Origin of the sequence: Amphibacillus cookii (assembly GCF_016908375.1) — a bacterium.
Classification (GTDB): domain Bacteria; phylum Bacillota; class Bacilli; order Bacillales; family Amphibacillaceae; genus Amphibacillus_C; species Amphibacillus_C cookii.
In genome coordinates this window covers 1-23,896 of the sequence record NZ_JAFBDS010000018.1, presented here as the reverse complement: position 1 = coordinate 23,896, position 23,896 = coordinate 1, and the positions used below count along the sequence as shown (strand labels likewise).

The 23,896-nt window shown below is 35.8% G+C and carries 22 protein-coding genes and 1 other annotated feature; of the genes, 2 read left to right on the top strand and 20 right to left on the bottom strand.

All coding sequences use genetic code 11. The features are described from left to right. Positions 1-110: 110 nt before the first annotated feature. A complete protein-coding gene (locus tag JOE23_RS17210) occupies positions 111-389 on the bottom strand; it encodes a lysozyme family protein (RefSeq protein ID WP_204440632.1) in 279 nt (92 codons plus the stop codon). 55 nt (positions 390-444) lie between these two features. Here JOE23_RS17210 and JOE23_RS17205 point away from each other — a divergent pair, with 55 nt between their 5' ends. Further along, on the top strand, positions 445-729 hold the full coding sequence (locus JOE23_RS17205; protein ID WP_204440630.1) for a DUF2624 family protein: 285 nt from the start codon (positions 445-447) through the stop codon (positions 727-729). 557 nt (positions 730-1,286) lie between these two features. Here the strand turns inward: JOE23_RS17205 and JOE23_RS17200 are convergent. Continuing rightward, entirely contained in the window at positions 1,287-2,177 is an 891-nt protein-coding gene (locus tag JOE23_RS17200; protein ID WP_204440628.1) for a deoxyribonuclease IV, read from the bottom strand. An 11-nt stretch (positions 2,178-2,188) separates the two neighbouring features. Next, complete coding sequence (locus JOE23_RS17195; RefSeq protein WP_204440626.1) at positions 2,189-3,499, bottom strand: DEAD/DEAH box helicase; 1,311 nt, start codon at positions 3,497-3,499, stop codon at positions 2,189-2,191. Between the two features lie 159 nt (positions 3,500-3,658). Between JOE23_RS17195 and JOE23_RS17190 the strand changes: the two genes are divergently transcribed. Beyond that, positions 3,659-4,600, top strand: coding sequence for a 4-hydroxy-3-methylbut-2-enyl diphosphate reductase (locus JOE23_RS17190; RefSeq protein WP_204440624.1), 942 nt, complete (start codon positions 3,659-3,661; stop codon positions 4,598-4,600). A gap of 232 nt (positions 4,601-4,832) precedes the next feature. Here JOE23_RS17190 and JOE23_RS17185 read toward each other — a convergent pair whose 3' ends face one another. The 17 genes from JOE23_RS17185 to yqfC all read right to left on the bottom strand — a co-directional run bounded on the left by JOE23_RS17185 (position 4,833) and on the right by yqfC (position 23,444). Continuing rightward, the gene (locus JOE23_RS17185; RefSeq protein ID WP_204440622.1) at positions 4,833-5,954 is read right to left on the bottom strand and encodes a Nif3-like dinuclear metal center hexameric protein; all 1,122 of its coding nucleotides are present in this window, start codon (positions 5,952-5,954) and stop codon (positions 4,833-4,835) included. Further along, on the bottom strand, positions 5,947-6,663 hold the full coding sequence (locus tag JOE23_RS17180; protein ID WP_204440613.1) for a tRNA (adenine(22)-N(1))-methyltransferase: 717 nt from the start codon (positions 6,661-6,663) through the stop codon (positions 5,947-5,949). The genes JOE23_RS17185 and JOE23_RS17180 overlap by 8 nt, the downstream gene beginning before the upstream one ends. A gap of 16 nt (positions 6,664-6,679) precedes the next feature. Further along, entirely contained in the window at positions 6,680-7,231 is a 552-nt protein-coding gene (locus JOE23_RS17175; protein WP_204440637.1) for a hypothetical protein, read from the bottom strand. A gap of 240 nt (positions 7,232-7,471) precedes the next feature. After that, entirely contained in the window at positions 7,472-8,593 is a 1,122-nt protein-coding gene (gene rpoD, locus JOE23_RS17170; RefSeq protein ID WP_204440611.1) for an RNA polymerase sigma factor RpoD, read from the bottom strand. Between the two features lie 31 nt (positions 8,594-8,624). Then, positions 8,625-10,442 carry a DNA primase gene (gene dnaG, locus JOE23_RS17165; RefSeq protein WP_204440609.1) on the bottom strand — a complete coding sequence of 606 codons (1,818 nt, stop codon included), beginning with the start codon at positions 10,440-10,442 and terminating at the stop codon, positions 8,625-8,627. Positions 10,443-10,969: 527 nt separating this feature from the next. Next, positions 10,970-11,776 carry a pyruvate, water dikinase regulatory protein gene (locus tag JOE23_RS17160; RefSeq protein ID WP_204440608.1) on the bottom strand — a complete coding sequence of 269 codons (807 nt, stop codon included), beginning with the start codon at positions 11,774-11,776 and terminating at the stop codon, positions 10,970-10,972. 16 nt (positions 11,777-11,792) lie between these two features. Next, positions 11,793-13,880 carry a glycine--tRNA ligase subunit beta gene (glyS, locus tag JOE23_RS17155; protein WP_204440606.1) on the bottom strand — a complete coding sequence of 696 codons (2,088 nt, stop codon included), beginning with the start codon at positions 13,878-13,880 and terminating at the stop codon, positions 11,793-11,795. Continuing rightward, positions 13,867-14,760, bottom strand: coding sequence for a glycine--tRNA ligase subunit alpha (gene glyQ / locus JOE23_RS17150; protein ID WP_204440604.1), 894 nt, complete (start codon positions 14,758-14,760; stop codon positions 13,867-13,869). The genes glyS and glyQ overlap by 14 nt, the downstream gene beginning before the upstream one ends. 375 nt (positions 14,761-15,135) lie before the next feature. Beyond that, positions 15,136-15,309 (bottom strand) — a binding site (T-box leader). A 64-nt stretch (positions 15,310-15,373) separates the two neighbouring features. Then, positions 15,374-16,120 (bottom strand): DNA repair protein RecO, encoded by a 747-nt coding sequence (recO, locus tag JOE23_RS17145; protein ID WP_204440602.1) that lies wholly within the window; start codon positions 16,118-16,120, stop codon positions 15,374-15,376. 25 nt (positions 16,121-16,145) lie between these two features. Continuing rightward, positions 16,146-16,292: a YqzL family protein gene (locus tag JOE23_RS17140; RefSeq protein WP_204440600.1), complete on the bottom strand. Its 147-nt coding sequence runs from the start codon at positions 16,290-16,292 to the stop codon at positions 16,146-16,148. A gap of 115 nt (positions 16,293-16,407) precedes the next feature. Then, complete coding sequence (era, locus tag JOE23_RS17135; RefSeq protein ID WP_204440597.1) at positions 16,408-17,313, bottom strand: GTPase Era; 906 nt, start codon at positions 17,311-17,313, stop codon at positions 16,408-16,410. Positions 17,314-17,335: 22 nt separating this feature from the next. After that, positions 17,336-17,716, bottom strand: coding sequence for a diacylglycerol kinase family protein (locus JOE23_RS17130; RefSeq protein WP_204440595.1), 381 nt, complete (start codon positions 17,714-17,716; stop codon positions 17,336-17,338). Continuing rightward, a complete protein-coding gene (gene ybeY / locus JOE23_RS17125) occupies positions 17,691-18,158 on the bottom strand; it encodes an rRNA maturation RNase YbeY (RefSeq protein ID WP_204440593.1) in 468 nt (155 codons plus the stop codon). The genes JOE23_RS17130 and ybeY overlap by 26 nt, the downstream gene beginning before the upstream one ends. Then, the gene (locus tag JOE23_RS17120; protein WP_204440591.1) at positions 18,159-20,282 is read right to left on the bottom strand and encodes an HD family phosphohydrolase; all 2,124 of its coding nucleotides are present in this window, start codon (positions 20,280-20,282) and stop codon (positions 18,159-18,161) included. Positions 20,283-20,964: 682 nt separating this feature from the next. Next, positions 20,965-21,921, bottom strand: coding sequence for a PhoH family protein (locus tag JOE23_RS17115; protein ID WP_204440588.1), 957 nt, complete (start codon positions 21,919-21,921; stop codon positions 20,965-20,967). 3 nt (positions 21,922-21,924) lie between these two features. Beyond that, positions 21,925-23,142 carry a sporulation protein YqfD gene (yqfD, locus tag JOE23_RS17110; protein ID WP_204440586.1) on the bottom strand — a complete coding sequence of 406 codons (1,218 nt, stop codon included), beginning with the start codon at positions 23,140-23,142 and terminating at the stop codon, positions 21,925-21,927. After that, a complete protein-coding gene (yqfC, locus tag JOE23_RS17105) occupies positions 23,139-23,444 on the bottom strand; it encodes a sporulation protein YqfC (protein ID WP_338021936.1) in 306 nt (101 codons plus the stop codon). Before yqfC ends, yqfD begins: the two co-directional genes overlap by 4 nt. Between the last annotated feature and the right edge of the window lie 452 nt (positions 23,445-23,896).

Sequence of the window (23,896 nt, the reverse complement as noted above, 5' to 3'; positions counted from 1 at the left end):
ATTTAAAAAAGATGACCCCTGTACAATACAGGAATCACCTTTCCAGTGTAGCATAGTCTTTTTTTAAAAAGTCCTTTACAAAGGGTACAGATTAACTAGCCTTTAGCTTTTTAATTTGCCATCGCAATCGTATGGTGTTGCTCTGCTTTTGTCTGAATTTGCCTCGACTTTCTGCTGTACCATTTGTCCGTTATATAACTTTCCATTCCCGACATTCCACGGTGATATGCTGCTAACGCTTGATTCCAATCTTGATATTTATGATGGGAAAAATCTAAATAAACAATGGCTAACTGTATTGCTACAAGACGACATCCTAACTTAATTTGATAAGGATTACAAATAGAATAGTTTATCTTTTCAAAAAGTCGGTAAACCTTTACTTCCATAATCATATATTAAAAGATAACAAGGAATAACTTTATAACTAAAAGGAGGAAAAGGATGAATCCAGTTATGAAACAGTTAATTCGAAATAAATTAGCTCAGTTAACCCCAAAAGAATTGCAAACTTATGCTCAAATATATGGCGTAGAATTATCTGGATCTCAAGCAAGTCAAATTGTTAACCTGCTAAAAGAACAGCAGTTTGACCCCTTTATTAAAGAAGATTTAAGCAGGATGTTTGATAAGCTTGAAAAGATTACAGATCGACAAACAGTAAACAAAGCGAAGACAATTTTAAATCAGTTGATCCAGCAATATGATGTAGCAGATTGGTTTAAGTAAGGCAAGTACTCAGAATAGTTTTAGCGATGGTACAAAGAAGTCATAAAAGCAAGAATAGCTTACGATAAAACAAAAATTTGTCCTTAAATACAAAATCTATTTATAAAACAAACCTGCAATCAGTGGGCGGAGGGCTACAGGATGTAGGTCATGTAGACGTGGGGCCCTTAGTCTGTAATCCTTCTTAAAGATGTGGCGGTTTTAGTCTATGATCTTACCCACCCACGGATTGGTGGTTAAGTGAATCAGGACATTAGCGTCCGTTATCACCCACCTCAATCGATTTGCTCTATTCTCTTATTTTAAGGGGGATGGTTTACGAACGGTTATCTGTGCTAAATGACATGCTAGGGATAACATATCCGCCTCACAATCACAAAGGAGACATCGCCAACGCGCTGATGTCTCCTTTTCTAAGAGAAAGTCAGGTTCATTAACCGCCGTACTCTTCTTGCTAGTGCTATCAGTTCGTTATTACACACTACTGAAAAAGCGAATTAACATTCGACTTAACTATTCTATGTTTAATTACACATTCAACGTTTATGAAAATTTGTTTATTGTTGGATGATTTTTTCTTTTAAATCAGGTTGGAAATTTTCGCCCTTTAACATGTTGATTTCAAATTTATAAGGTGGTTTTTTATTTTTTTTATCTTCACCTACATATGGTGTTTCTAAGATTTTTGGTAAATGGCTAAGTTGTGGATGATGAACAATATAATGTAACGCTTCAAAACCGATATAGCCAAAACCAATATTTTCATGGCGATCCTTATGTGCTCCTTTTTCATTTTTACTATCATTCACATGAATGACTTTCAAGCGATCCAAACCAATCACTTTATCAAAATCATCTAGTACTTGATCAAAATTATTGACAATATCATAGCCAGCATCATGGACGTGACAAGTATCTAGGCAAATAGAAAGTCTATTATTTTGTGCAACACCATCAATAATCATTGCCAACTCTTCAAATGTTCTCCCAATTTCTGAACCTTTCCCGGCCATCGTTTCCAAGGCAATCTGAACATCATGCTCTTTCGTCAATACTTCATTTAGTCCTTCAACAATTCTAGCAATACCTTTTTCTACTCCAGCACCAACATGTGCACCGGGGTGTAAAACAATTTGCTTGGCGTTTAACGCAGCTGTTCTTTCAATCTCACTCTGCATAAATGAAATAGCTAATTCAAATGTTTCCGGTTTTGTTGTATTACCTAAATTTATGATATAAGGCGCATGCACAACTAAATCTTCAATCCCGTTTTGTTCCATATGATGGATACCTGCTTCAATATTTAATTCTTCAATCGCTTTACGCCTTGTATTTTGCGGTGCTCCTGTATAAATCATCATCGCAGTAGCCCCATAACTCACTGCTTCTTCACTAGATCCTAATAACATGTTCTTTCCACTCATTGATACATGAGAACCGATTTTCACTTTCTCCACCCCTATTTCTTTGGTTGATTTCTCTTTAATTGTTTTTTTATTTTATCATGTTGTCGTTTCATTTTTTTCTTATAGCCTGGTTTTACTTTTGATGGTTTCTTTACGCGTTGCCAAGCTTGTTGATCAATATCATCGCCTTCTTTTTTTCTTAATCGGCGTTCATTCCACGGCTTAATTTCTTTCCATTCCCCATTAACAATATCAAATGTGTCAAATTCAATTCCTCGTGCGTTTAATTTGTTTAACAATGGAACATCTTCATCGCCGTACAAATTAATGGCTATACCTTCCATACCTGCTCTGGCAGTACGCCCCACACGGTGTATATAGAATGGCTCCTCTTTAGGTAACTGGGCATTGATGACATGGCTGACCCCTTTTATGTCAATCCCTCTTGCAGCTAAATCCGTTGCAACAATGTATTGATATTTAAGCGCTTGGATATCTTTTAATACCCGTTTTCGTTCTCTCGCCGCAAGACCACCATGAATAATACCAACATTAAGTCCCTCTGATTGTAGTGCCTCAAACAACTGATTAGCAGCCTCTTTCCCATTCGTGAAAATAATCGTTAAGTATGGATTAATGACAGTTGCTATCATAGCGATAATTCGGGCTGGCTCACGGTGACGTAACGGAATTAAGCGATGTTCAATCGTTTCTGGTGCAAAGTGATCATTAATATGAAAATGTGTAGGATTTTGCAAATATTTTTTCAAAAATGGTTGTAACCGTTCTGGAATAGTCGCTGAAAAAACAAGCAGTTGAATCGACTGATCTGCCCTAACAAGCATTTGATCAATCTCATGAATTAAACCAAGATCTAACATTAAGTCCGCTTCATCGATTACAAATGAGCGTGCAGTATAAATATCTAGAGCCCCTTCTTTAATTAAGTCTAACAGTCTCCCTGGGGTTGCAACGACAATTTGCGGTTGTTCCTTTAATTTATCAATCGTACGTTGCTTATCAGTGCCGCCAATAAATAATTTAGCTGTTATATTTTGCTCTTGTTTAATAAACTCAATTATTTTTTTTACTTCATTATAAATTTGTGTGGCTAGTTCTCTAGTAGGTGATGTAATAACCACTTGCGTCCCGTTTTTATTAGTATCTAATTGACTGAATAACGGGATCAAAAAGGCATGTGTTTTACCCGATCCAGTATGTGATTGACCGATAACACTTTCCCCTCTTAAAACGGCTGGAATCACTTTTTGTTGAATCGGGGTGGGATAATCAAAATGTAATTTGTTTATCACGTCATGGATCCATGGTTGTAAATTATATTGTTTGAATTGATGTTTTTCCATAATTAACTCCTTGTCCTATCGATTTACCTTTATATTATAGTTGACTTTAACAAAAAATGCACACTTTGAAAATCATACGACGGTTACCTTTTGTCATTTTATCTGTTTTTCTTTATAATGATAGTGTTGTTCTAAAAATTGACTAGGGGGGAAATAGTCATGGATGTTATAAAAATTGCGCCGCGTGGTTATTGTTATGGTGTGGTAGATGCTATGGTTATCGCTCAAAATGCTGTTAAAGACCCAAATTTACCACGACCTATTTATATATTAGGAATGATTGTGCATAATGCTCATGTAACAAATGCTTTCCAAGAAGAAGGTGTCATCACATTGGATGGAAAAAATCGTGAAGAGTTACTCGATGACATCGCTCAAGGTACGGTTATATTTACAGCTCATGGTGTCTCGCCAACTGTTAAAGAAAAAGCTAGAGCAAAAGGGTTAACCGTGCTTGATGCAACCTGTCCAGATGTGACGCGTACACATGATTTAATTCGTCAAAAAGTTAAAGAAGGTTATAAAGTGGTTTACATAGGAAAACGAGGGCACCCAGAACCTGAAGGCGCTGTCGGCGTTGCCCCAAATGATGTCTTTCCTGTACAAACAGAAGAAGATGTTGAGCACCTTTCACTCGACCATCCGAAAATCTTAGTAACTAATCAAACAACGATGAGTCAATGGGATGTTTACGATGTGATGCAGGCAGTAAAAGCTAAATACCCACAAACAGAGATGGTTCAAGAGATCTGTATGGCGACACAAGTGCGGCAGGAAGCAGTAGCTGAACAGGCTAAAGCTGCTGATCTAACTTTAGTTGTTGGTGATCCTAGAAGTAATAATTCAAACCGATTAGCTCAAGTATCTCAAGAGATTGCCCAAACACCTGCTTATCGAATTGCTGATCTATCAGAATTAAATTTAGAATGGTTAAATGGCGTTAGCTGTGTAGCCATCACTGCTGGAGCTTCAACGCCTACACCTATTACAAAAGAAGTAATTAAATTTATCGAACAATTCGATCCTAATGATGAATCGACATGGGATCTGACGACAAAAGTTAAACAAAATAAAATATTACCTAAAGTAAAGCGCAAATAAAGGCTAGGGATACGATATGGGATTAGAATGTTGAGCTGATAATAGCAACTAAAACAAAAAAATAAAATGAAATGCGAATACTGTTAACGTAATTATTCAGTGTAAGGATGCAACAGTTAAGCGGGAATCCGAGCTGAATGGAATGTTAGACTGAACCATCACCTTGTTTAAGTTTAACATTCCATTACTATTCCTCGCGCACTTAGCCTACGAGCGGCGACACAACAGACCCTCAGATGAATGTAAATGGGTCAGAACTAAGCTGAGTTGGAATAACTTCTAAATCACTTGTTTCGTGATTTAATTTTTGTTTTAGATATTGACAAACCGCTTCAATCATCACGTATTCAATATGGTGCCCTGGATCGATAATCGCTAAACCTAGTGCTTCTGCGTCTTGAGCCTGATGAAATGTCAAATCTCCTGTAACGTATACGTCAGCACCTAATCTTTTAGCATGTTTAAAGTATTTTTCACCACTACCTCCAAGTACTGCTACTCTTTTTATCTTTTTGTCTAATGGCCCGGTTACACGTAAACCTGACAACGAAAATATTTTCTTTACCTCATTAGCAAAATCAGCTAATGTGGTTTCTTTACCCAGTTCACCAATTCGACCTAACCCCTGGACTTCACCTTCATTTTCAAGCTCAATAAGATCATACGCAGGTTCCTCATAAGGATGTGTTGTAAGCAATGTCCTGATCGCTTCTTGTAATTGTGCTTCTTTAAGCATGTATTCAAGCTTTATTTCTTCTACATAAGACTTACTTCCTTGTTCACCTATATAGGGATCTGCTTGTTTTAAAGGTGTAAAAGCGCCTGTACCTTTGATTCGAAAAGAACAATCTTTATAATCCCCTATTTGTCCAACCCCCATACGCGTTAAAGCATGATCTACTCGGTCTAAATGTGTTTCTGGGACATAAACATGAAATTTATAAAATTTCTCATTAAATTCTGGGATCATCACATGCGCTGATTGTAAATTCAATTTCTCAGCTAATAAATCATTTACACCACCTTCTACTATATCCAAATTTGTGTGTGCAGCGTAAGCAGTGATTTCATGACGAATTAGCTTCTTTAATATACGACCTTGAGCAGAATTAACGTTAATTTGCTTTATTGGTTTAAATAATAGTGGGTGATGGGCTACAATAAGGTTAACACCTTGTGCTATCGCTTCATCTACAACATCTTCCGTTATATCCAAGGTAACTAAAATTTTAGTTACCTGTGTGGTTAAGTCACCAACTTGGAGACCAACATTATCCCATTCATACGCATATTTTTTAGGAACCCATTCCTCTAACCATGTTATTATTTCGCCAACCGTAAATACTTTATTCATCAGTTAACACCTCCTCAATCCATTTCACTTCCAGTTCAAATTGCTTAATCTTCGATTGATTAGGTTCTTTTGCTTGTTTAATCTGACTAATTATTTTCAACTTATTTTCACGCTCTCGTTCCCACTTCTTTCGAAAAGCTCCATTTTTTTCTTGTAAAAGCATAGGTCCAAACATTAATGATTTTAACGATTGATCCTCCAGATGATCTCCGTTCATAGCATGAGCATCTGCTACTAAAATCTCATAAATATGGCCATCTTCCTCTAATATTCGCTCAGCTGTCAAATGGAAAGCACTTGACGCTAGCCACTTTCGAATGTAATGACTATCTACATTCGGTTGTAAAATTAACCGCTCGACACCATCTAGTAATTCTTTACCCTTTTCAAGAATCGATTGGATGAGCACGCCACCCATACCAGCCACAACAATTTGTTTAACAGGCAGATCGGTTATTACTGTTAAACCATCTCCTTTGATCACATCAATACGATCCGTTAAGCCATAAGCGGCTACGTGTTGACACGCAGACAAATAGGGGCCATTATTTAGTTCTCCAGCAACCGCTCTAGCCGTTTGATCTTGTTTGCATATGTGTACAGGTAAATAAGCGTGATCACTACCTATGTCTGCAAAATAAGCGCCTTGAGGCAGAAATTGAGCAATCTTCTTTAACCGATTTGACAGTATGTTTTCTTTGATTGACATTTATAACACCTAACCTTTATATTATGATAGCTATTAGACAAACGACTATCCCAACCACACTCATACTTAGTACTAATTTTATTTTCCATTTTATCGATAAAATAAGCCAGATTACAAGTTGTAAAAAAATCACTATTATCGCGACAGACGACGAATAAAACCATTGATTTACAGTAGTAATTGAAATGATACAAATGTTTAATAATAAAGCTGCAAATACATACTGAAAAGGAATTTGATAGATTTTATAGCCTAGATAAAATAATCCAATAGAAATAATGACCGTTAAAGTAAGTAAAGTTATCATTTGAGCATTTGATAACACAACAAAAAAAACAAATATGAACATAGTAGGCGATAAAATAAAATTTAATAGAATAAACAAGAAATGGAACGGGTTAACTGTTGTTTTTTGCTCTTCTATTAAAATACTTTCTTGTTCTTCTTCTTGAACATCGCCTTCTGTATATAATGCAAGTAAAAAATCACAAAAATGCCCAGGTAGTAATTGGCTGTTTTTCCAATGCTTAATTTCATTAATAATTATTTTTTTCCGTTGTTCGTCCATTTGCAAACACCTCAGAATTGACGATTTAATTTCTATCGACCATCATTAGTTAGAAAACTCACATTCGCTCACCTTTTTGTGAGGGATTCGTTTTCTTATACGTGTGACTTTTAAAGTTTAACAGTGAATTCTGTTTCTTTATTAAAACTTTAAGCTTTCCTAACTAAAAAAACAGCCAACCAAGAATCAATTGAAGCTCAACTGAATCTGGATTGACTGAGCCAACCTTTGTTAACCTATTTACTCTAAGAAGTCTTTCAGACGCTTACTTCGACTTGGGTGACGAAGTTTTCTAAGTGCTTTTGCTTCAATCTGTCGGATCCGCTCACGTGTGACACCAAAGACTTTACCTACCTCTTCGAGCGTACGTGTTCTTCCATCATCTAGTCCAAAACGCAAACGCAGGACATTTTCTTCTCTATCTGTTAATGTATCAAGTACATCTTCTAATTGTTCTTTTAAAAGTTCATATGCTGCGTGATCCGATGGAGAAGTAGCTTCTTGATCTTCAATGAAGTCACCTAGATGAGAATCATCTTCTTCTCCTATCGGCGTTTCAAGAGACACAGGTTCTTGGGCGATTTTCAATATTTCTCTCACTTTATCTGGTGTAAGCTCCATCTCTTTCCCTATCTCTTCAGGCGTTGGCTCTCGTCCAAAATCTTGTAGCAGCTGGCGTTGAACTCTAATTAATTTGTTAATCGTTTCTACCATATGGACAGGTATACGAATGGTACGGGCTTGATCTGCAATCGCTCTTGTTATAGCTTGTCGGATCCACCAAGTTGCATAAGTACTAAACTTAAAGCCTTTTCGATAATCAAATTTTTCTACCGCTTTTATAAGTCCCATATTACCTTCTTGAATGAGGTCAAGAAAAAGCATTCCTCTTCCTACGTATCGCTTAGCAATACTAACTACAAGTCTCAAGTTTGCTTCAGCTAATCGTCTCTTCGCTTCTTCATCGCCTTGCTCAATTCTTTCAGCTAAACTAATCTCTTCTTGAGCTGACAATAAATCGACACGTCCTATTTCCTTTAAATACATACGCACAGGATCATTTATTTTTATTCCCAACGGTACACTTAAATCATTTAAATCAAATTCCTCTACTTTAGAGATTTGCTGTTCACTTGGATCTTCCTCAGAATCTCCAACAACCTCTATTCCTTGATCACCTAAATATTCGTAAAATTCATCAATTTGATCTGACTCTAATTCAAAGATAGCTAATCGTTCTGCAACATCTTCATAAGCAATTAAACCACGCTTCTTCCCTATCTCTACAATCTGTTCTTTTGCTTGTTCCAATGTTAATTCTGTTTCATTATCTTTTGATTCTGATGGCTTATTATCTGCCATAAGAGTCCCCCTCCTTCCATCTGTTCCTGTCTTAACGTTTTTTATCCTTAAGCGCTTTTTGGATACGCATAATTTCCATACCTATTTGCGCTGCTTTAACAAAATCTTTATTCAATTCTGCATGTTTTTGTTGACTCATTAATTCACGTATTTCAGCCTTATCTCCTTGCTCTGATTTTATTAAATAAATGTAATCATCAATTTCAGCATCAGTAATATCAGGTGATATCGGCTCCATTGCAATTTCAACTAACTCACTTTTTATTGATTGATCGTTTACACGTTCAATAAAATGACTGACATTCGCATCATGACCATCTTCATAAAAAGCGTAAAGATACGTCACAATGATCTGGTGCTTTTCTATGTTAAAAGCTGCCCCTAAGCTATGTTTGATTTTTTCAGCAATGGATCGATCATATAACATATATGCAAGCAATTTTTTTTCAGCATTATGATACGCGGGTAAAAGTTTTTGTCTGTTCTTTTTAAATACGCGCTCATTAGTATGGCTTATTGAAACAGAGTTATCCTTATCATTTCCACGTTGTTTCCTTTTTTCATTAATCTCTTCCAGTATCGTATCAACTGATAATTGATATGTTTTAGCTAGCTCTCTTGCATAATGATCTCTGTCAATCGCTGCATTTAATACGGCTATCTCACTAACCATTTGATTTATATAGGCGATTTTGTCAGCCTCAATCTGGAGGTTATATCCTCTCTTATAATACGTCATCACAAAGCTCATATACGTAGAGCTTGCCTCTATCACCTCATGTTTAAACCTTTCCCCTCCGTATTCTTTAATATAAGCATCGGGATCAAGGTTATCGGGTAATGAAGCAACACGAACTTGACAGCCAACTTTATTAAATAATTTCGCCGCTTTATAAGTGGCACGGATACCAGCCTCATCACCGTCATAGCATATGACAACTTGCTCTACATACCTTTTAAGTAAAGCTGCTTGCTGTTCGGTAGCGGATGTTCCTAATGATGCTACACCATTCGTAATACCTGCTTGATATGCCGTTATAACATCCATATAACCTTCAAATAATATAGCTTGGCCAAATTTTTTCATTTCACTTCGAGCGAGATCGAAGTTAAATAACAGCTTACCCTTTTGAAACAACGCTGACTCTGGACTATTCAAATATTTAGGTTCTAAATCACCAATTGACCGACCTCCAAAGCCTACTGTTTTCCCTAAATGATTTCGTATAGGAAAAATAACACGCCCCCTAAAACGATCGTATACTTGATTTTCTTCGTTACGAGCTAAAACGCCAGAGGAAGCAAGATGTTGTATATTGAGATCTTTTTTAATTAGAAATTGTGTCGTCACTTCATTTGCTTGTGGTGAAAATCCGATCTGAAATAAATCAATCATCTCATCTGTCAAGCCACGCTCTTGCAAATATACTTGAGCTGCTTGAGCTTCTTTTGTATGTCTAAGTACATGATGATAATATTTAGTCAACCATTCATACGCCTGTAAACTAATCTGGTCAACTGCGTGGTTATGCGCATCATCTTTTTGATATTGATCGGGTAAATGGTGCCCGCTTTTTTCACCCAAATACTCAACAGCTTGATGAAAAGTGAATCCTTCCAACTCCATTAAAAATGTAAATACATTGCCACCTTTTCCACAACCAAAACAATGAAAGATTTGTTTTTCCTGCGTCACAGAAAAAGAAGGTGTTTGTTCTCCATGAAATGGACATAATCCAAAATAATTACGTCCTTGTTTTTTTAATGAAACGTATTCTCCTACGACATCCACAATATCATTAGCTTTACGAATTTCATCAATAATTTGTTCAGGAATTTGACCTGCCATAAGTATCACCAACATTTAATTTCTATATAAAATCAAAAATTCCTGCAAGTTTCGACAATAAATTTTAAAAAAATTCACATTCGTTAGTCCTTTGACGAATAAAATAGCTTTTTTTATGCTTTTTACTTTTCTAACCTGTGAAAAATAGTGCTGATTTTTCCGCAACTACCCTTACATCTCTTAAACATACTTAAAGCCTTTTCTTTCCTTAGAACAATATAGTCAAAAGAAGGATTGAATAAACGTCACGATAAGGGTTCTACATAAGAAAGGCGGATTCCTGCATAAAACTAAGATTCAAGGTTAACCGATGTTATTAAACTTTCTCTTTTTCAATCTAGTTTCTAATATATTTTTTTCACAAATATTAATTATAATATATATATACAAATAACGCTATAAATTTGATTTAAAATTAATGAAATCTTTTATTTCAGAGTTATCCCCCGCCTAATTTTTTTCTTTTAAAGGTATCAGGCGGGGGCTCTAATCATATAAAGTAAGGTATTAAATTATCTTATTTATTTTTATCGAGTCAATTGAATTTGCAATATCAGATTAGCTGTCTCTTCAACTGCTTTATGAGAAACATCAATAACCGGACAACCCAACCGGTCAACAACTTGTTCAAAAAAAGTGATTTCTTCGTTTATTCTTTTTGGTGCTGCATAATTTGCGTTTTCTTTTAATCCTAATGCTTTTAGACGCTCTTTCCTTATATCATTTAGCTTTTCGGGACTAATCTTTAATCCAAAACATTTATTTGGATTTGTCTTAAACAACTCTTCAGGAGGATCCACTTCGGGAACGATCGGAACATTCGCTACTTTGAGACTTTTTAGTGCAAGATACTGTGATAAAGGAGTCTTAGATGTTCTTGAGACGCCGATTAATACTAAATCAGCTTGCTCAATGCCTCGCGGATCGCGCCCATCATCATACTTAACTGCAAACTCGATAGCTTCTACACGTTTGAAATAAGCTTCATCAAGTTGGTGTCCTAACCCCGGTTTCATTCTTGGTTTCTTCTGAAAAAGACGCTCCATAGCTTCTAGCATAGGTCCAATAATATCAATGGCCTCTAATCCCATTTCAGCTGATTTATTTAGTACATATTGTCTAAGGTTTGGATTAACAAGTGTATAGCCAACAATCGCTCGATCCTTAGCAGCAGAAGCTAATACATCATCAATTTTTCCTTTTCCTTCGACATATGGTGATTTGATGATTTGATAATCTTGACCGTTTTCAAACTGTAAAAGAGCTGCCTTTATAACTTTTTCTGCCGTCTCACCTAAGGAATCCGAAATTAAATATATAATTGGCTTATTCATAAATTCACACCTCGTCTTAGAATTGTTGCTTCCATTCAACTAAGCTGAAATCAGCAAATTGATAGACAAGTTCAGCTATAGCGTTTAGCAAGCCTAAACGATTTGCTTTTAACGCTTCATTTTCAACCATGACCATGGTTTCTTCAAAGAAAGCATTGATGGCCGGTGTTAAAACTGCTAGCAAAGTTAACGCTTCACTATAAACACGGTCTAGCATTTTAACTTGATAATCTGTTTTTGTACGTTGAAAGGCACTAAATAAGTCATGTTCAGATTGATTTTCAAATAACGATTGATCAATCGTCGTTCCTTTTGCTTTTTTGGCTAAATTAATGACACGTACTAGCGCTTCCTGAGTAGGTTTAAACGATGGATCAACACGTTTCTTTTCTAAGAGCATAGCTTTTTCAAAGGCGTTAGCGATAACCCCAATACCCTTATGTGTAACAGCTTTAATCATATCTTGTGAAATTTGCTTTTCTTTAGCTAAATAAATCATTCTAGCTTCAATAAATTCCATTAGTTGTGCTTCTATAACAGACTGGTCATCCATGTCTACCGGTGACTGCTCATACACTTCAATGACTATACGAATGATACTTTCAATATCTAGTTTCCAATTTTTACTTTGCAAAATTTGAATAACACCCATTGCTTGTCGCCTTAAAGCATAAGGGTCTTGTGAGCCGGTTGGGATTAGACCTACACTAATACAACCAATAATTGTATCTAGTTTATCAGCGATACTGATAACGGCACCAATTGACGTTTCCGGCAGTATATCTTTAGCATGACGCGGCATATAATGCTCATTTATCGCTTTTGCTACAAACTCTTCTTCACCAGCTAACCGTGCATATTTCTCCCCCATTATCCCTTGCAGATTAGTAAATTCATTCACCATGTTTGTAACTAAATCGAACTTGCAGATTGTTGCAGCTCGCTCGGTATAAGCAAGGTCTTTTTCTGAGAAAGCCAACTGCTTTGCTATCGCTGTTGCAATTTTTGTTACGCGATTTACTTTATCTGCAATCGTCCCTAATTGTTCTTGAAAAACCATTCTCGTCAATTTTTGATTATTTGCTTCAATTGACTGCTTTTGATCTTCCTTGTAGAAGAACAAGGCATCTGCAAGTCTTGCATTCAGTACTTTTTCATTTCCTTTAGCGACAGTATCTAAATATTGGTCATTACCATTCCTTACACCAATAAAGTAAGGTAATAAATTGCCGTTTTCTCCTCTAACAGGGAAATATCGCTGATGCTCCTTCATAGAAGTAATAAGTGCTTCTTCAGGGACAATCAAATAGTCTTCACTATATTTACCAAAAAAAACAGTTGGATATTCCACCAATTGAGTAACTTCTTCTAACAATGCTTCGTTCTTATCAACGATCCATTGATGCTGATTTGCTAATCTATTTATTTGATCAATAATTTCTGCTTTTCTTCGTTCACTACTTGCAATGACATATTGTGCTTCTAAATCTTTTTGATAATCGAGGGGGTTGGTTATTTCAAACTTCCCTGCTAAAAAGCGATGGCCGTAAGACGTTTTTCCGCTTCTCACACCTTCAATTTCAAAGTTAATCACAGATTGATCATTCATTCCAACTAACCATTTTATCGGGCGAATGTATTTTAATGAACGATTGGACCAACGCATATTTTTGGGAAAACTTAAAGATAATAATACATCTTTAAAAGTGGGCAAAATTTGATCAGCGGATGTCCCTTTTATGAATTTCTTTACATGCACATAGTCAATTCCCTTAATAGGCTTAAAGTAAATATCCTCAACAGTAACCCCTTGTCCTTTGACAAAACCTTGTGCTGCCTTTGTCCAGTTGCCCGATTCATCTAATGCAATATTTTTAGCAGGTCCTTTAGCTTCATCTTCTATATCAGGCTGTTTATTAGCTAACGCAATAATTTGCACAGCTAACCGCCTAGGCGTCGCATATATATTTAATTCTTGATAACCTAAGCGATTTTTCACTAACCAGTCTTTAGTTTTTTGAAGTAATTGTGTTTCTGTAGGTGCTATAAAGCGGGCTGGCATTTCTTCAAGTCCGATCTCAAATAAAACATTACTCGTGCTCATGGCTTCTAACCTCCTTTTTTAACATCGGAAAACCTAATTTTTCTCGCTCTTCTACATATAACTTAGCAATCGCTCTCGCCAAGTTCCTAACCCTTGTAATATAGCCAGTTCTTTCAGTAACTGAAATAACTCCTTTAGCATCAAGCAAATTAAAGGTATGGGAACATTTTAATACATAATCATAAGCTGGAAAAACAAGACCTTTCTCCATCACTTGCTTGGCCTCTTGTTCGAATTGATTAAAAAGATTGAAAAGTAAGTTCGTATCTGACTCCTCAAAAGTATACTTTGAATGCTCATATTCAGGTTGATAGAAAATATCATGAACCGTGACCCCTTCAGTCCAAGTCAGTTCAAAAACATTTTCTTTGTCTTGAATATAAGAAGCTAACCGCTCAATTCCATAAGTGATTTCAACAGCTACTGGACTTGCTTCTAAGCCTCCAATTTGTTGAAAGTATGTAAATTGTGTAATTTCCATCCCATCTAACCAAACTTCCCAACCGAGTCCAGCGGCACCTAAGGTTGGATTTTCCCAATTGTCTTCTACAAAACGGATATCATGCTTAAGTGGGTTAATTCCTAATTTCTCTAATGAAGCTAAATATAGCTCTTGAATGTGATCTGGTGATGGTTTCATAATCACTTGAAATTGATGATGCTGATACAGCCGATTTGGGTTGTCACCATAGCGCCCATCAGCAGGGCGTCTTGATGGCTCAACGTAAGCAACATTCCACGGTTCCGGCCCAAGACTGCGTAGAAGTGTCATAGGCGACATGGTTCCTGCACCTTTTTCAGTATCATAAGCTTGCATTAAAATGCACCCTTGATCCGACCAGTGCTTTTGTAACGTTAAAATCATTTCCTGAACATGCATATTATTACCTCCATTTACTATGTATCGTTTGATTTAGGTATTACATCTTCATCCTATATTTTACTCGCACGAAGAAATATTCAAGTTCCTCACCCGAAGAGCTAAGCGCGTTTTCCTATAAAACGAAGCTTCAATCAGTGGACAGAGGGCTACACGACATAGGTCATGCAGAGGACGTGGCGGTCTTAGTCTGTCATCCTCTTAAGGACGTGGCGGTTTTAGTCTACAATCTTCCCCCACTGTTTGGTAGGTAGTTGAGTGAACTAGGAAATTAGTATCCGTTAGCTTCCGCCTAAACAAATGATTTCTGCTCTCTATTTTGAGACGGGCGGTTATCCGTGATAAAAAATCCCGTCCCTATGTCTTAATTTAAGACATAGGGACGGGATTTCCGCGGTTCCACCCTATTTACTAAAGAGAAAACTTTAGTCACTTTTTTATTACAAGTTCCAGAGCGCCTTTTCAATAAACCGATTATACCTGGCTCACACCCGCCCAGATTCGCTATAATAATCATGGATATTTACTTTTCTCCTTCATCACTATGTATAATCTAGCCCTTTTGCTATCCATTATAGTAAGGTAATCCTCTGTGTTTGTCAAGATTGTTAAGTTAATCCGTTAACAAATGAAGCTGTTTAAGGAATTTCTTTGATTTAATCGTCAATCCTCCATAGTGGTCGTAATAATATTCCAAGACGTGTTGCAAAACTTTTTTATTTTCTTCCTTTACCGATACATTGGCGACTCTCTCTATGTCAACATCAGAGAACATTCTTAATAATCTCAATTGCATGTTTGTCAAGGGTAAATAACTAGGGTCATGGTGTTTACAGCGAGCACAGATTACCCCAGCTTCCTTAATTGAAAAACCCAGAAGACTATCTTCACTACCACAATGGTAGCAGTGACTAACTATTGGAGCAATACCAGAAATTTTATATAGCTTCATTTCATACATCATCGTCATCACTAAGGGGTCCTTGTCTTCCGATAGTGACTTTAATGCCAGTGAAAATTGTTGATATATATAATGATTGGGCTTCTTATCATCCATTAATTTATCGGTTAGTTCCGTTAAATAGCTTGCATACGCTGCTTGAATGATATCTTGACGTATCAGACGATGAGATTGAATGATCTCACCCTGTTGTAACACACCCAACCCTTTTCCGAGTTGGATAAGAAACTGTCCATGAATAAACAATTGAGCTAGCGCAGACATACGGCTTTTCGGCTTTTTTGCTCCTCTTGCTATAACTGCAATCTTGCCTAATTCTTTAGTGAAAATCGTTACGATTTTATGTGTTTCCCCATAGTCCTGCGTTCGGATAATAATGCCTTCTAGTTTCTCAAGCACCCTCACCAATCCCTCTATTTATTAGTTATACCAATTTATTTAATTCGTGATTAAGTGGCGAATCTTGAATAGTCTCCTCTTCTTTTAGGGTGTCAATCTCCATATCCTTCATGAGTAGATAAGTCTCTATATTTCCTGTTTGACTAAAAACGATCCAAGGTAAATCATGCATGAAAAGTCCACCTTTCCTCTTTTTAGTTACATCATCTACATTTATAGAATGACCGGAGATCACTTTTCAATGTTAATTAATTATTACCATGAATAATGAATGGCGATCACTTAGTTTAATATTCATCTTGATTATATCCATACTCATGTAAGTAGTGATCTCGATTACGCCAATCTTTTTGAACCTTAACCCAAAGTTCTAAATAAACTTTCGTTCCTAACAAGCGTTCAATATCTTTCCTCGCTTGAATACCAATATCCTTTAACATTTTACCTTGCTTACCTATAATAATGCCTTTTTGAGATTTACGCTCTATTATTATTGAAGCTTGAACAAGTACTTTTTCATCTGGTTGTTTTTTAATCTTTTCAATCAACACTGCTAAGGAATGAGGCACTTCTTCTCTTGTTAATTGAATAGCTTTTTCTCTAATAAATTCAGCAATAATAAATCGTTCAGGGTGGTCGGTAATATGGTCTTCGGGATAATATTGCGGCCCCTCGGGTAGTTGTTGTTTTAAAACAGATAATAAATGTTCAACATTATTTCCTTCTAAGGCTGATATTGGAATAATCTCTTTAAAAGGAAAACGGTCTTTATATTCAGTGATCAGTTCAAATAATTCGTCTGGATGGATTTGATCAATTTTATTAATAATAAGATAAACAGGTTTCTTTACATTTTCCAACCGATCAATAATATATTGATCGCCCCTGCCATATCCCTCTTTTGCGTTAATCATAAATAAAACAGCATCCACTTCGTTTAACGTATTTTCAGCTATATTTACCATAAAATCACCTAATTTATGTTTAGGTTTATGGATACCAGGTGTATCTATAAAAATAATCTGGGCATTTTCCACTGTCCATACACCCTGAATCGTATTACGTGTTGTTTGTGCTTTATCACTCATAATCGCTATTTTTTGGCCAATAACGCGATTTAAGAATGTAGATTTCCCAACATTGGGACGTCCAATGATGGTTATAAAACCAGAGTGAAATGAATCATGTTGCATAACCGTGTCCTCCTTAATCTCTTTACCAAAACAGTATCATTACTTTAGGAAAAAATATAATTAAACCAATTACCGCAGCAATAACACTTGCTATTAAAACACCACCAGCTGTTAAATCTTTAATCACTCCAGCTGTCGGGTGCCAATCAGGTGCTAAATAATCAAGCATCACTTCAACAGCTGTATTAAAGACTTCCGCTGTTAATACTAATCCAATCGTCAATATTAACAGAACCCACTCTACTATAGAAATAGAAAATAGGAAGCCAAATATGATAACCATGGATGTAATCAAAAAATGAACACGCATGTTTATTTCATGTTTAAGGGCATATTTCAATCCATTAACTGCATAACCTATACCAACTCGCTTCTTCTTAATTTCTTGATAGTCCGAAGCCATCTAATAACTCCTCTTGTCTAGAGAACATTTTTACTTCATCCTCATCATTCAAATGGTCGTATCCTAATAGATGAAGAAAACCATGAATGACTAAGAAACCATACTCTCGATTTAAGCTATGTTGATATTCATTGGCTTGCTCCTCCGCCTTTTCAACCGATATAACAATATCTCCTAACGATACCGGTAGCTCTTCACCTATGATCGCTATCTCGTTTTCTCCGACTTCTTGTAAGGGAAATGAGATGACGTCTGTTGGACGGTCAATTTGGCGATAGTTGCGATTGAGCTCTTGAATTGATGTGTTATTAACAAAATTAATTGATAATTCCACTTCGCTTCGTAGCTCTTCTTCTTTTACTGCATAATGTAATAGTTGACTAATGAGATTAATCGTATCCTCATCAACTGTGTTTGTTTCATCATGAAAATCGATTTGCAATTAAATATCCTCCTTTTTATTTGTTGGGTATTGAATTCGTGAATGATAAATACCATTTAATGTTTCTTGAATGGTTTGTTTAATTTTACGAAGCTCCTTAAATGTTAATGCGCTATCATCCAATTGACCATCATTTAAGCGCTCTTGAACAATTGACTGAATAAAATCATCAATCTTTTCTTTAGTGGGTTCATCTAAAGAACGGACGGCTGCTTCGACGGAATCACATATAGAAATCACAGCAGATTCTTTTGTTTGTGGTAACGGCCCTTGATACCGATAATCTTCTTCCCTTACCTCTTTATTATGTTCCTTTTCTTTATAATAAAAATACTTTAATAAAGAAGTACCATGATGTTGTTCAGCTACGTCAATAATTTCTCGAGGCAAACGATGATCTTTTAATATCCTTGCTCCATCATGGGGATGGGCTAAAATAATCGTTGCACTCTGTTTAGGTGATAAGTAATCATGAGGATTTCTCATCCCCATTTGATTCTCAATGAAATAATGGGGTTGCTTCGTTTTTCCTAAATCATGATAATATGAAGCAACTCGTGCCAGTAAACCATTTGCACCAATCGCCTCACATGCCGCTTCACTTAAATTTGCAACCATAACACTATGGTGATAAGTTCCTGGTGCTTCTGTTAATATTTTTCTTAATAAAGGATGATTCGGGCTAGCCAATGTAAGTAACTTTGTATCAGATAATATACCTAATATAGACTCAAAAAACGGAAGCACACCGATTGTTACAATGCCAGATAGCATTGCTGAGATAAATCCATAGCTAGCATAACGTAATATTTCGATCAGTTGATAACTTTCATAAGATAAGAATAGAAAACCAAGTGTAACTAAAATATTTACTACACCTGTAGCCAATACAGCCTTTAAGATTGCCATACGATCTTTAATCCCTATAAGTGTAATAATGACACATAATTGTCCAAACAGCATATAAATACCGGCTTCCAAATGAAGCGATCCAGGAATCTGACCGTTAAAAATGATTGTAGCTAGTATAGCAAAAACGATTGAAAAAATTAAGGCTAACCGTTCTCGATAAAGAATTCTAAGTAACATACTACTGGTAGCGATCGGCATAAGTAAGTATAATTGATTAGCGTCTGTTGAAAAAAAGCTAATAAATTTCATTATCGCTAGTGTAAAAACAACAATTAAAACAAGTGCGAACAAACGTTTCATATCCAAATATGCACTATCTATATAATAAACAAAACTATAAGCAAGAACAGCCGTTAAAAGCAACGTAAAGATTAACAGACCTAAAATCGGAAAAATATTACGATCACTGTTAAGAAGTCCTACTAATGTTAGTTTATCATAAATCTCATTGGTAATCGTTTGGTCTTCACGAACAATGACTTCACCAGCACGTATCATAGCTGGTTCAACATTATCAATGGCTTGTCGTTCAGCTTCCATTGTTTCTTCTATTGAAAAAAATGAATTTTCGACAATAGCAAATTCACCAATTTCAAATAATGCTTCTTTTATTTCATCAGCCATACTAGAGTACTGCAGGCGTTGATTCAACTGAGTGACAGATGATTCAATTTGTTCACGTTGAACCCCTTCATTAAAGATTTCTTGTAATGATGTCGTTAATAACTCATAAGCTATTTCTTTCTCATTATCATTTATCGCAATTAAGGTTAGCAGTACCTCATCTGACACTTGATCAGTAATCTCACTACTTAATATTTGCTTTAATTCTTGCAATTTTTCTGATGTTGATCGCTCAATGCTATTGTCATCGTTGTCGTCTTGATCACTCGGTTGATGTACAGAAGCAATTGCATCAAAGAGTTCTGTAATGTATTCAATACGCTCTTCTGTCACTTCTTGAGATATTTCATAACGATCATCGACAGATTGAAGCGCTTCCCTTTGTCTTCTTTCTGTTTCCCGCGTATCTTCGATCGTTATAGGGGAACGAATCGTTTCACTAGCGTTACTAAAACGTTCTATTTCATATGTTTCTGTATAGACATTAGAAATAGTAAATGAAAATATGGATATGGCGATTACAGCAAGAGCAAGGCTTAATTGAATCGGTTTACTCAATGCCCTTAGGTTATCAAATTTAATCTTCATTTCGGATGACTCCTTTATTCAACAATAAACACATTCCTTTTACCATATCATACAACGATTTAAACATGATGTATATGTTTAAGAGTAAAATAATACAAGCTACTCTAATGTGGTGGTAATACTTATTTTATAAAACAAACTTTAAATCCATTGGGAGGGCGCTCTTACCCACGGATTAAAAGTTGAGTGAACCAGGACATTAACGCCCGTTATCTCCCGCCTAAATAGATGATCTCTCGTCTCTTTTGCTCTCTGCTTTGAGGCGGGCGTTTTACGAACGATTATCTGTGATAAATGACACCATTTATATCAACATAACTTTTATATTAAGAAAAGTCCAAATAAAACATGCTCCAAATTGGCTACAATACCAAAGGAGCACGAACTTATAACGATATAAAGTTATTTAACAAGAACTTAAATACGCATTTAAAAGTGATCATTCGGGTATAATCTGAGTCCATCCACTCAATATCGACTTAGTTACGTCTTTGAAGTGCAAATAGAACGAACCTCCAATCCAGGCGTTTTCGTTCTTCGCCCACTGATTGCAGGTTCATTGAGTGAATCCGGACATTAGCGATTGCTCTTCTAATTTAAGTTCCTAAGAAAATTGAAAAACACAAAGGATGCTCTATTCATTGCTTAACAGACTTTTTATTCAATTATTCGTACTGGTCAGCTACTGTTCTTCAAATGCTTCAATAATTCTCTGAACAACAGGATGACGAACGACATCTTGCTGTTCTAAATAAACAAAGTTAATACCTAGAACATCTTTTAAAGTTTTTTGAACAGAGATAAGACCTGAAAAGGTACCATGTGGTAAATCAATTTGAGTGATATCACCTGTTATAACCATCTTCGATCCAAATCCTAACCTTGTAAGAAACATTTTCATTTGTGCTATGGTCGTATTTTGTGCTTCATCTAAAATAACAAAAGCATCATCTAATGTACGACCTCTCATATAAGCAAGGGGAGCAACTTCAATAGTTCCTCGTTCAATTAAACGGGTGGTATGCTCTAAGCCTAATACATCATGTAATCCATCATAAAGAGGACGTAAATAAGGATCTACCTTTTCTTTTAAATCGCCAGGTAAAAAGCCAAGGCTTTCCCCAGCTTCTACAGCCGGTCGAGTTAAAACAATTCGTTTTATTTTACCTGCCTTTAAAGCTTTAACTGCCATTACAACCGCTAAGTATGTTTTACCAGTACCAGCAGGTCCGATACCAAATACGACATCATTGTGCTTTATTTGATTTACGTAATGACGTTGCCCTAATGTTTTTACACGGATAGGACGTCCCAGGGCATTACGAATAATTTCTTCATCAAAAAGGGTATAAAATTGTTCTATTTTGTCTTTTCTTGCTAATTCAACAGCATAAATAACGTCTCGATCAGATATTTTAATGTCTTTACGAATAACCTCTAATAAAGCGTTCAGGACATCGCTTACGAGTATAGCTTGCGCTTCATCTCCTTGCACGCGAACTTGTTCTCCACGGGTAATTATTGAGACACCAATCTGTGATTCGAGTTGTTTTAAATGGCTATCTTCTGCTCCGAATAAGTTCATCGCTTCTGAAGGATCTTTTATTTGTAAATCAACTAAATGTAAAGCATCAGACATATATTAATCTCCTTGGTTCATAGCATTAGTATTCACGATATCTTCCTTCACCGTGAAGTATACGTGTAAGTTTACTTTACCATTCTCAATAGATTGATGCAAAATTTTTTCATTTATAATTTCTGCAGACTCACCCAATTCATTCAGCAAATTTTTCCTAGCTTGTACGATCCCAATCTCAGTTGCCTCTTCTTCTGTACGATTAATCTCTGCATTTAACATTTCTCGATGTTGATCAACCGAAAGCGCAATAGGGAGCTGCCAACTTCCGATTGAAGGCTTATATAATGTGGTCTCTACTTGTTGAAGTTCAAAATCATTTGACCAGAACCCCCAAAAAGGGAGTTGAAAATTCCCTATTTGCAAGCTATATTTTTTCGATTGATTACCTGTTTCTGTTTGATACTGTCCAACTAACGGAATGTTCAGTTTTGATTCATACCATGTGGTTGCATAAATTTCTGCCTCTACTGTACTAAGCTCTTTACTACCTTTATCTTCATCTTTATCCTCATCTTCATCATTTTGATTTAATTCACCCGTTACGAGAAGTTGTCCTTTTTTTACGTAATCATTAATTTCTACTAACGGTCGACCTTTTGCTACAAACATCTCACTAATCACGCCATCCTTTTTCGCATATAGATGTTTTCGACTTTTCGACTCTTCTTCATTTACTTGTCTTTTAGGAACAACATCTAATTGATAAATGATGCCATCTTGTTTTATACCCACCCAAAGCAAATTTGGATAATCTGCTAATAATCGTAGTTGTATGTCGCTTGAACTCTCAATAAATAGCTTAAGTTTTCCCTTCTTCACACCATATTCATCAAGAGATTGACGTATTTGTTTTTCTATTTCAACCGGAATACCATCAATGTTTATCATCCATATCGATTGGGATAAATAGATAAATATTAAAAAAGCTAAACAAAAACAAACTACAAGTACTTTCATTCTTCTTAATTGCGTGAACAGAAAAGGCATGCCTTTTTTACTGACAAATGATAACTTGTAACGTGTTTTTCGTCTCAATTGACGAACCTTTTTTAAATCTGATAAATTAATGTCGCCTAAACATTCAGTATTTGATATTTTCTTAATTGACCATCCATTAATTTGATGTCTTGTACATAAATCAAAGAAGCGTTCTGGATAATGTCCTTTTACTTTTATGGTGATGACGCCTTTTAACCATGATGGTTTTAATGCTCTCATTGTCCCACTCCATTATTATGTAATCCTTCGCCTACTTTAACCTCATTAATCGTACCTTCAATCAAAATTTCCTCTGTGACTAACATTTTTATAACAAGATTATTACCTTTAACAATTAGTAAGCCATTGATTACTTTTAATACAATCTCATTAGAAGTAAAACGTAAAATTCCGTGGTGATTTTCGATATAAACATGGATATCTCCAATCATAGTAATGCGAGGTAATTTCAATTGCACATCAACTGGTAGGTTTTTAGCAGACTTCATTATCTGATTAATTTTCGAACGCAAATAAGCCACGAAATCGCCTCCTTCTCTTTTCAAGATATGTTATTTAAACGGTAATCAGAACCCAAATCTGCCTATGGTTCTGATCAAGTGGCACAGCGTCTTTGCGGTTGCAAAGACGCTGTGCTGTGATAAATGGATAAAAGTTATAGGATTTTAAAATAGAAGTCGTTACATTTTGAGGAAGGAACAGATGATTACATATTTTAATTTAGTAAAAAGCGAAATATGCTCTAAATAATAAAACGAACTGTCAATCGACATTAGCGCCGCTATCAACCACCTCAATCAATTTGCTCTACGCTCTATTTTTAGGGGGAGTTTACGGAGGGTTTCTGTGATAAATAATGTTTAAAACATCAAAAATTCGGTTGTATACTATTTGACGTTGGTGAAGGGAATTCTCCATTTCATGCGTTTGTGAAATGGGGGTAGACTTTCGCTAACGTCTTTTCTATTTCTCT

Coding starts and splice junctions, on each gene's coding strand:
- JOE23_RS17115 (WP_204440588.1), bottom strand. CDS start 21,921: ATGTCTGATGCTTTACATTTAGTTGATTTACAAATAAAAGATCCTTCA.
- rpoD (WP_204440611.1), bottom strand. CDS start 8,593: ATGGCAGATAATAAGCCATCAGAATCAAAAGATAATGAAACAGAATTA.
- JOE23_RS17190 (WP_204440624.1), top strand. CDS start 3,659: ATGGATGTTATAAAAATTGCGCCGCGTGGTTATTGTTATGGTGTGGTA.
- dnaG (WP_204440609.1), bottom strand. CDS start 10,442: ATGGCAGGTCAAATTCCTGAACAAATTATTGATGAAATTCGTAAAGCT.
- JOE23_RS17160 (WP_204440608.1), bottom strand. CDS start 11,776: ATGAATAAGCCAATTATATATTTAATTTCGGATTCCTTAGGTGAGACG.
- JOE23_RS17175 (WP_204440637.1), bottom strand. CDS start 7,231: ATGGACGAACAACGGAAAAAAATAATTATTAATGAAATTAAGCATTGG.
- JOE23_RS17205 (WP_204440630.1), top strand. CDS start 445: ATGAATCCAGTTATGAAACAGTTAATTCGAAATAAATTAGCTCAGTTA.
- JOE23_RS17195 (WP_204440626.1), bottom strand. CDS start 3,499: ATGGAAAAACATCAATTCAAACAATATAATTTACAACCATGGATCCAT.
- JOE23_RS17180 (WP_204440613.1), bottom strand. CDS start 6,663: ATGTCAATCAAAGAAAACATACTGTCAAATCGGTTAAAGAAGATTGCT.
- JOE23_RS17185 (WP_204440622.1), bottom strand. CDS start 5,954: ATGAATAAAGTATTTACGGTTGGCGAAATAATAACATGGTTAGAGGAA.
- JOE23_RS17130 (WP_204440595.1), bottom strand. CDS start 17,716: ATGGCTTCGGACTATCAAGAAATTAAGAAGAAGCGAGTTGGTATAGGT.
- JOE23_RS17140 (WP_204440600.1), bottom strand. CDS start 16,292: ATGCATGATTTACCTTGGATCGTTTTTAGTCAAACAGGAAATATAGAG.
- glyS (WP_204440606.1), bottom strand. CDS start 13,880: ATGAGCACGAGTAATGTTTTATTTGAGATCGGACTTGAAGAAATGCCA.
- JOE23_RS17120 (WP_204440591.1), bottom strand. CDS start 20,282: ATGAAGATTAAATTTGATAACCTAAGGGCATTGAGTAAACCGATTCAA.
- glyQ (WP_204440604.1), bottom strand. CDS start 14,760: ATGCATGTTCAGGAAATGATTTTAACGTTACAAAAGCACTGGTCGGAT.
- yqfD (WP_204440586.1), bottom strand. CDS start 23,142: ATGAGAGCATTAAAACCATCATGGTTAAAAGGCGTCATCACCATAAAA.
- JOE23_RS17210 (WP_204440632.1), bottom strand. CDS start 389: ATGGAAGTAAAGGTTTACCGACTTTTTGAAAAGATAAACTATTCTATT.
- era (WP_204440597.1), bottom strand. CDS start 17,313: ATGCAACATGATTCATTTCACTCTGGTTTTATAACCATCATTGGACGT.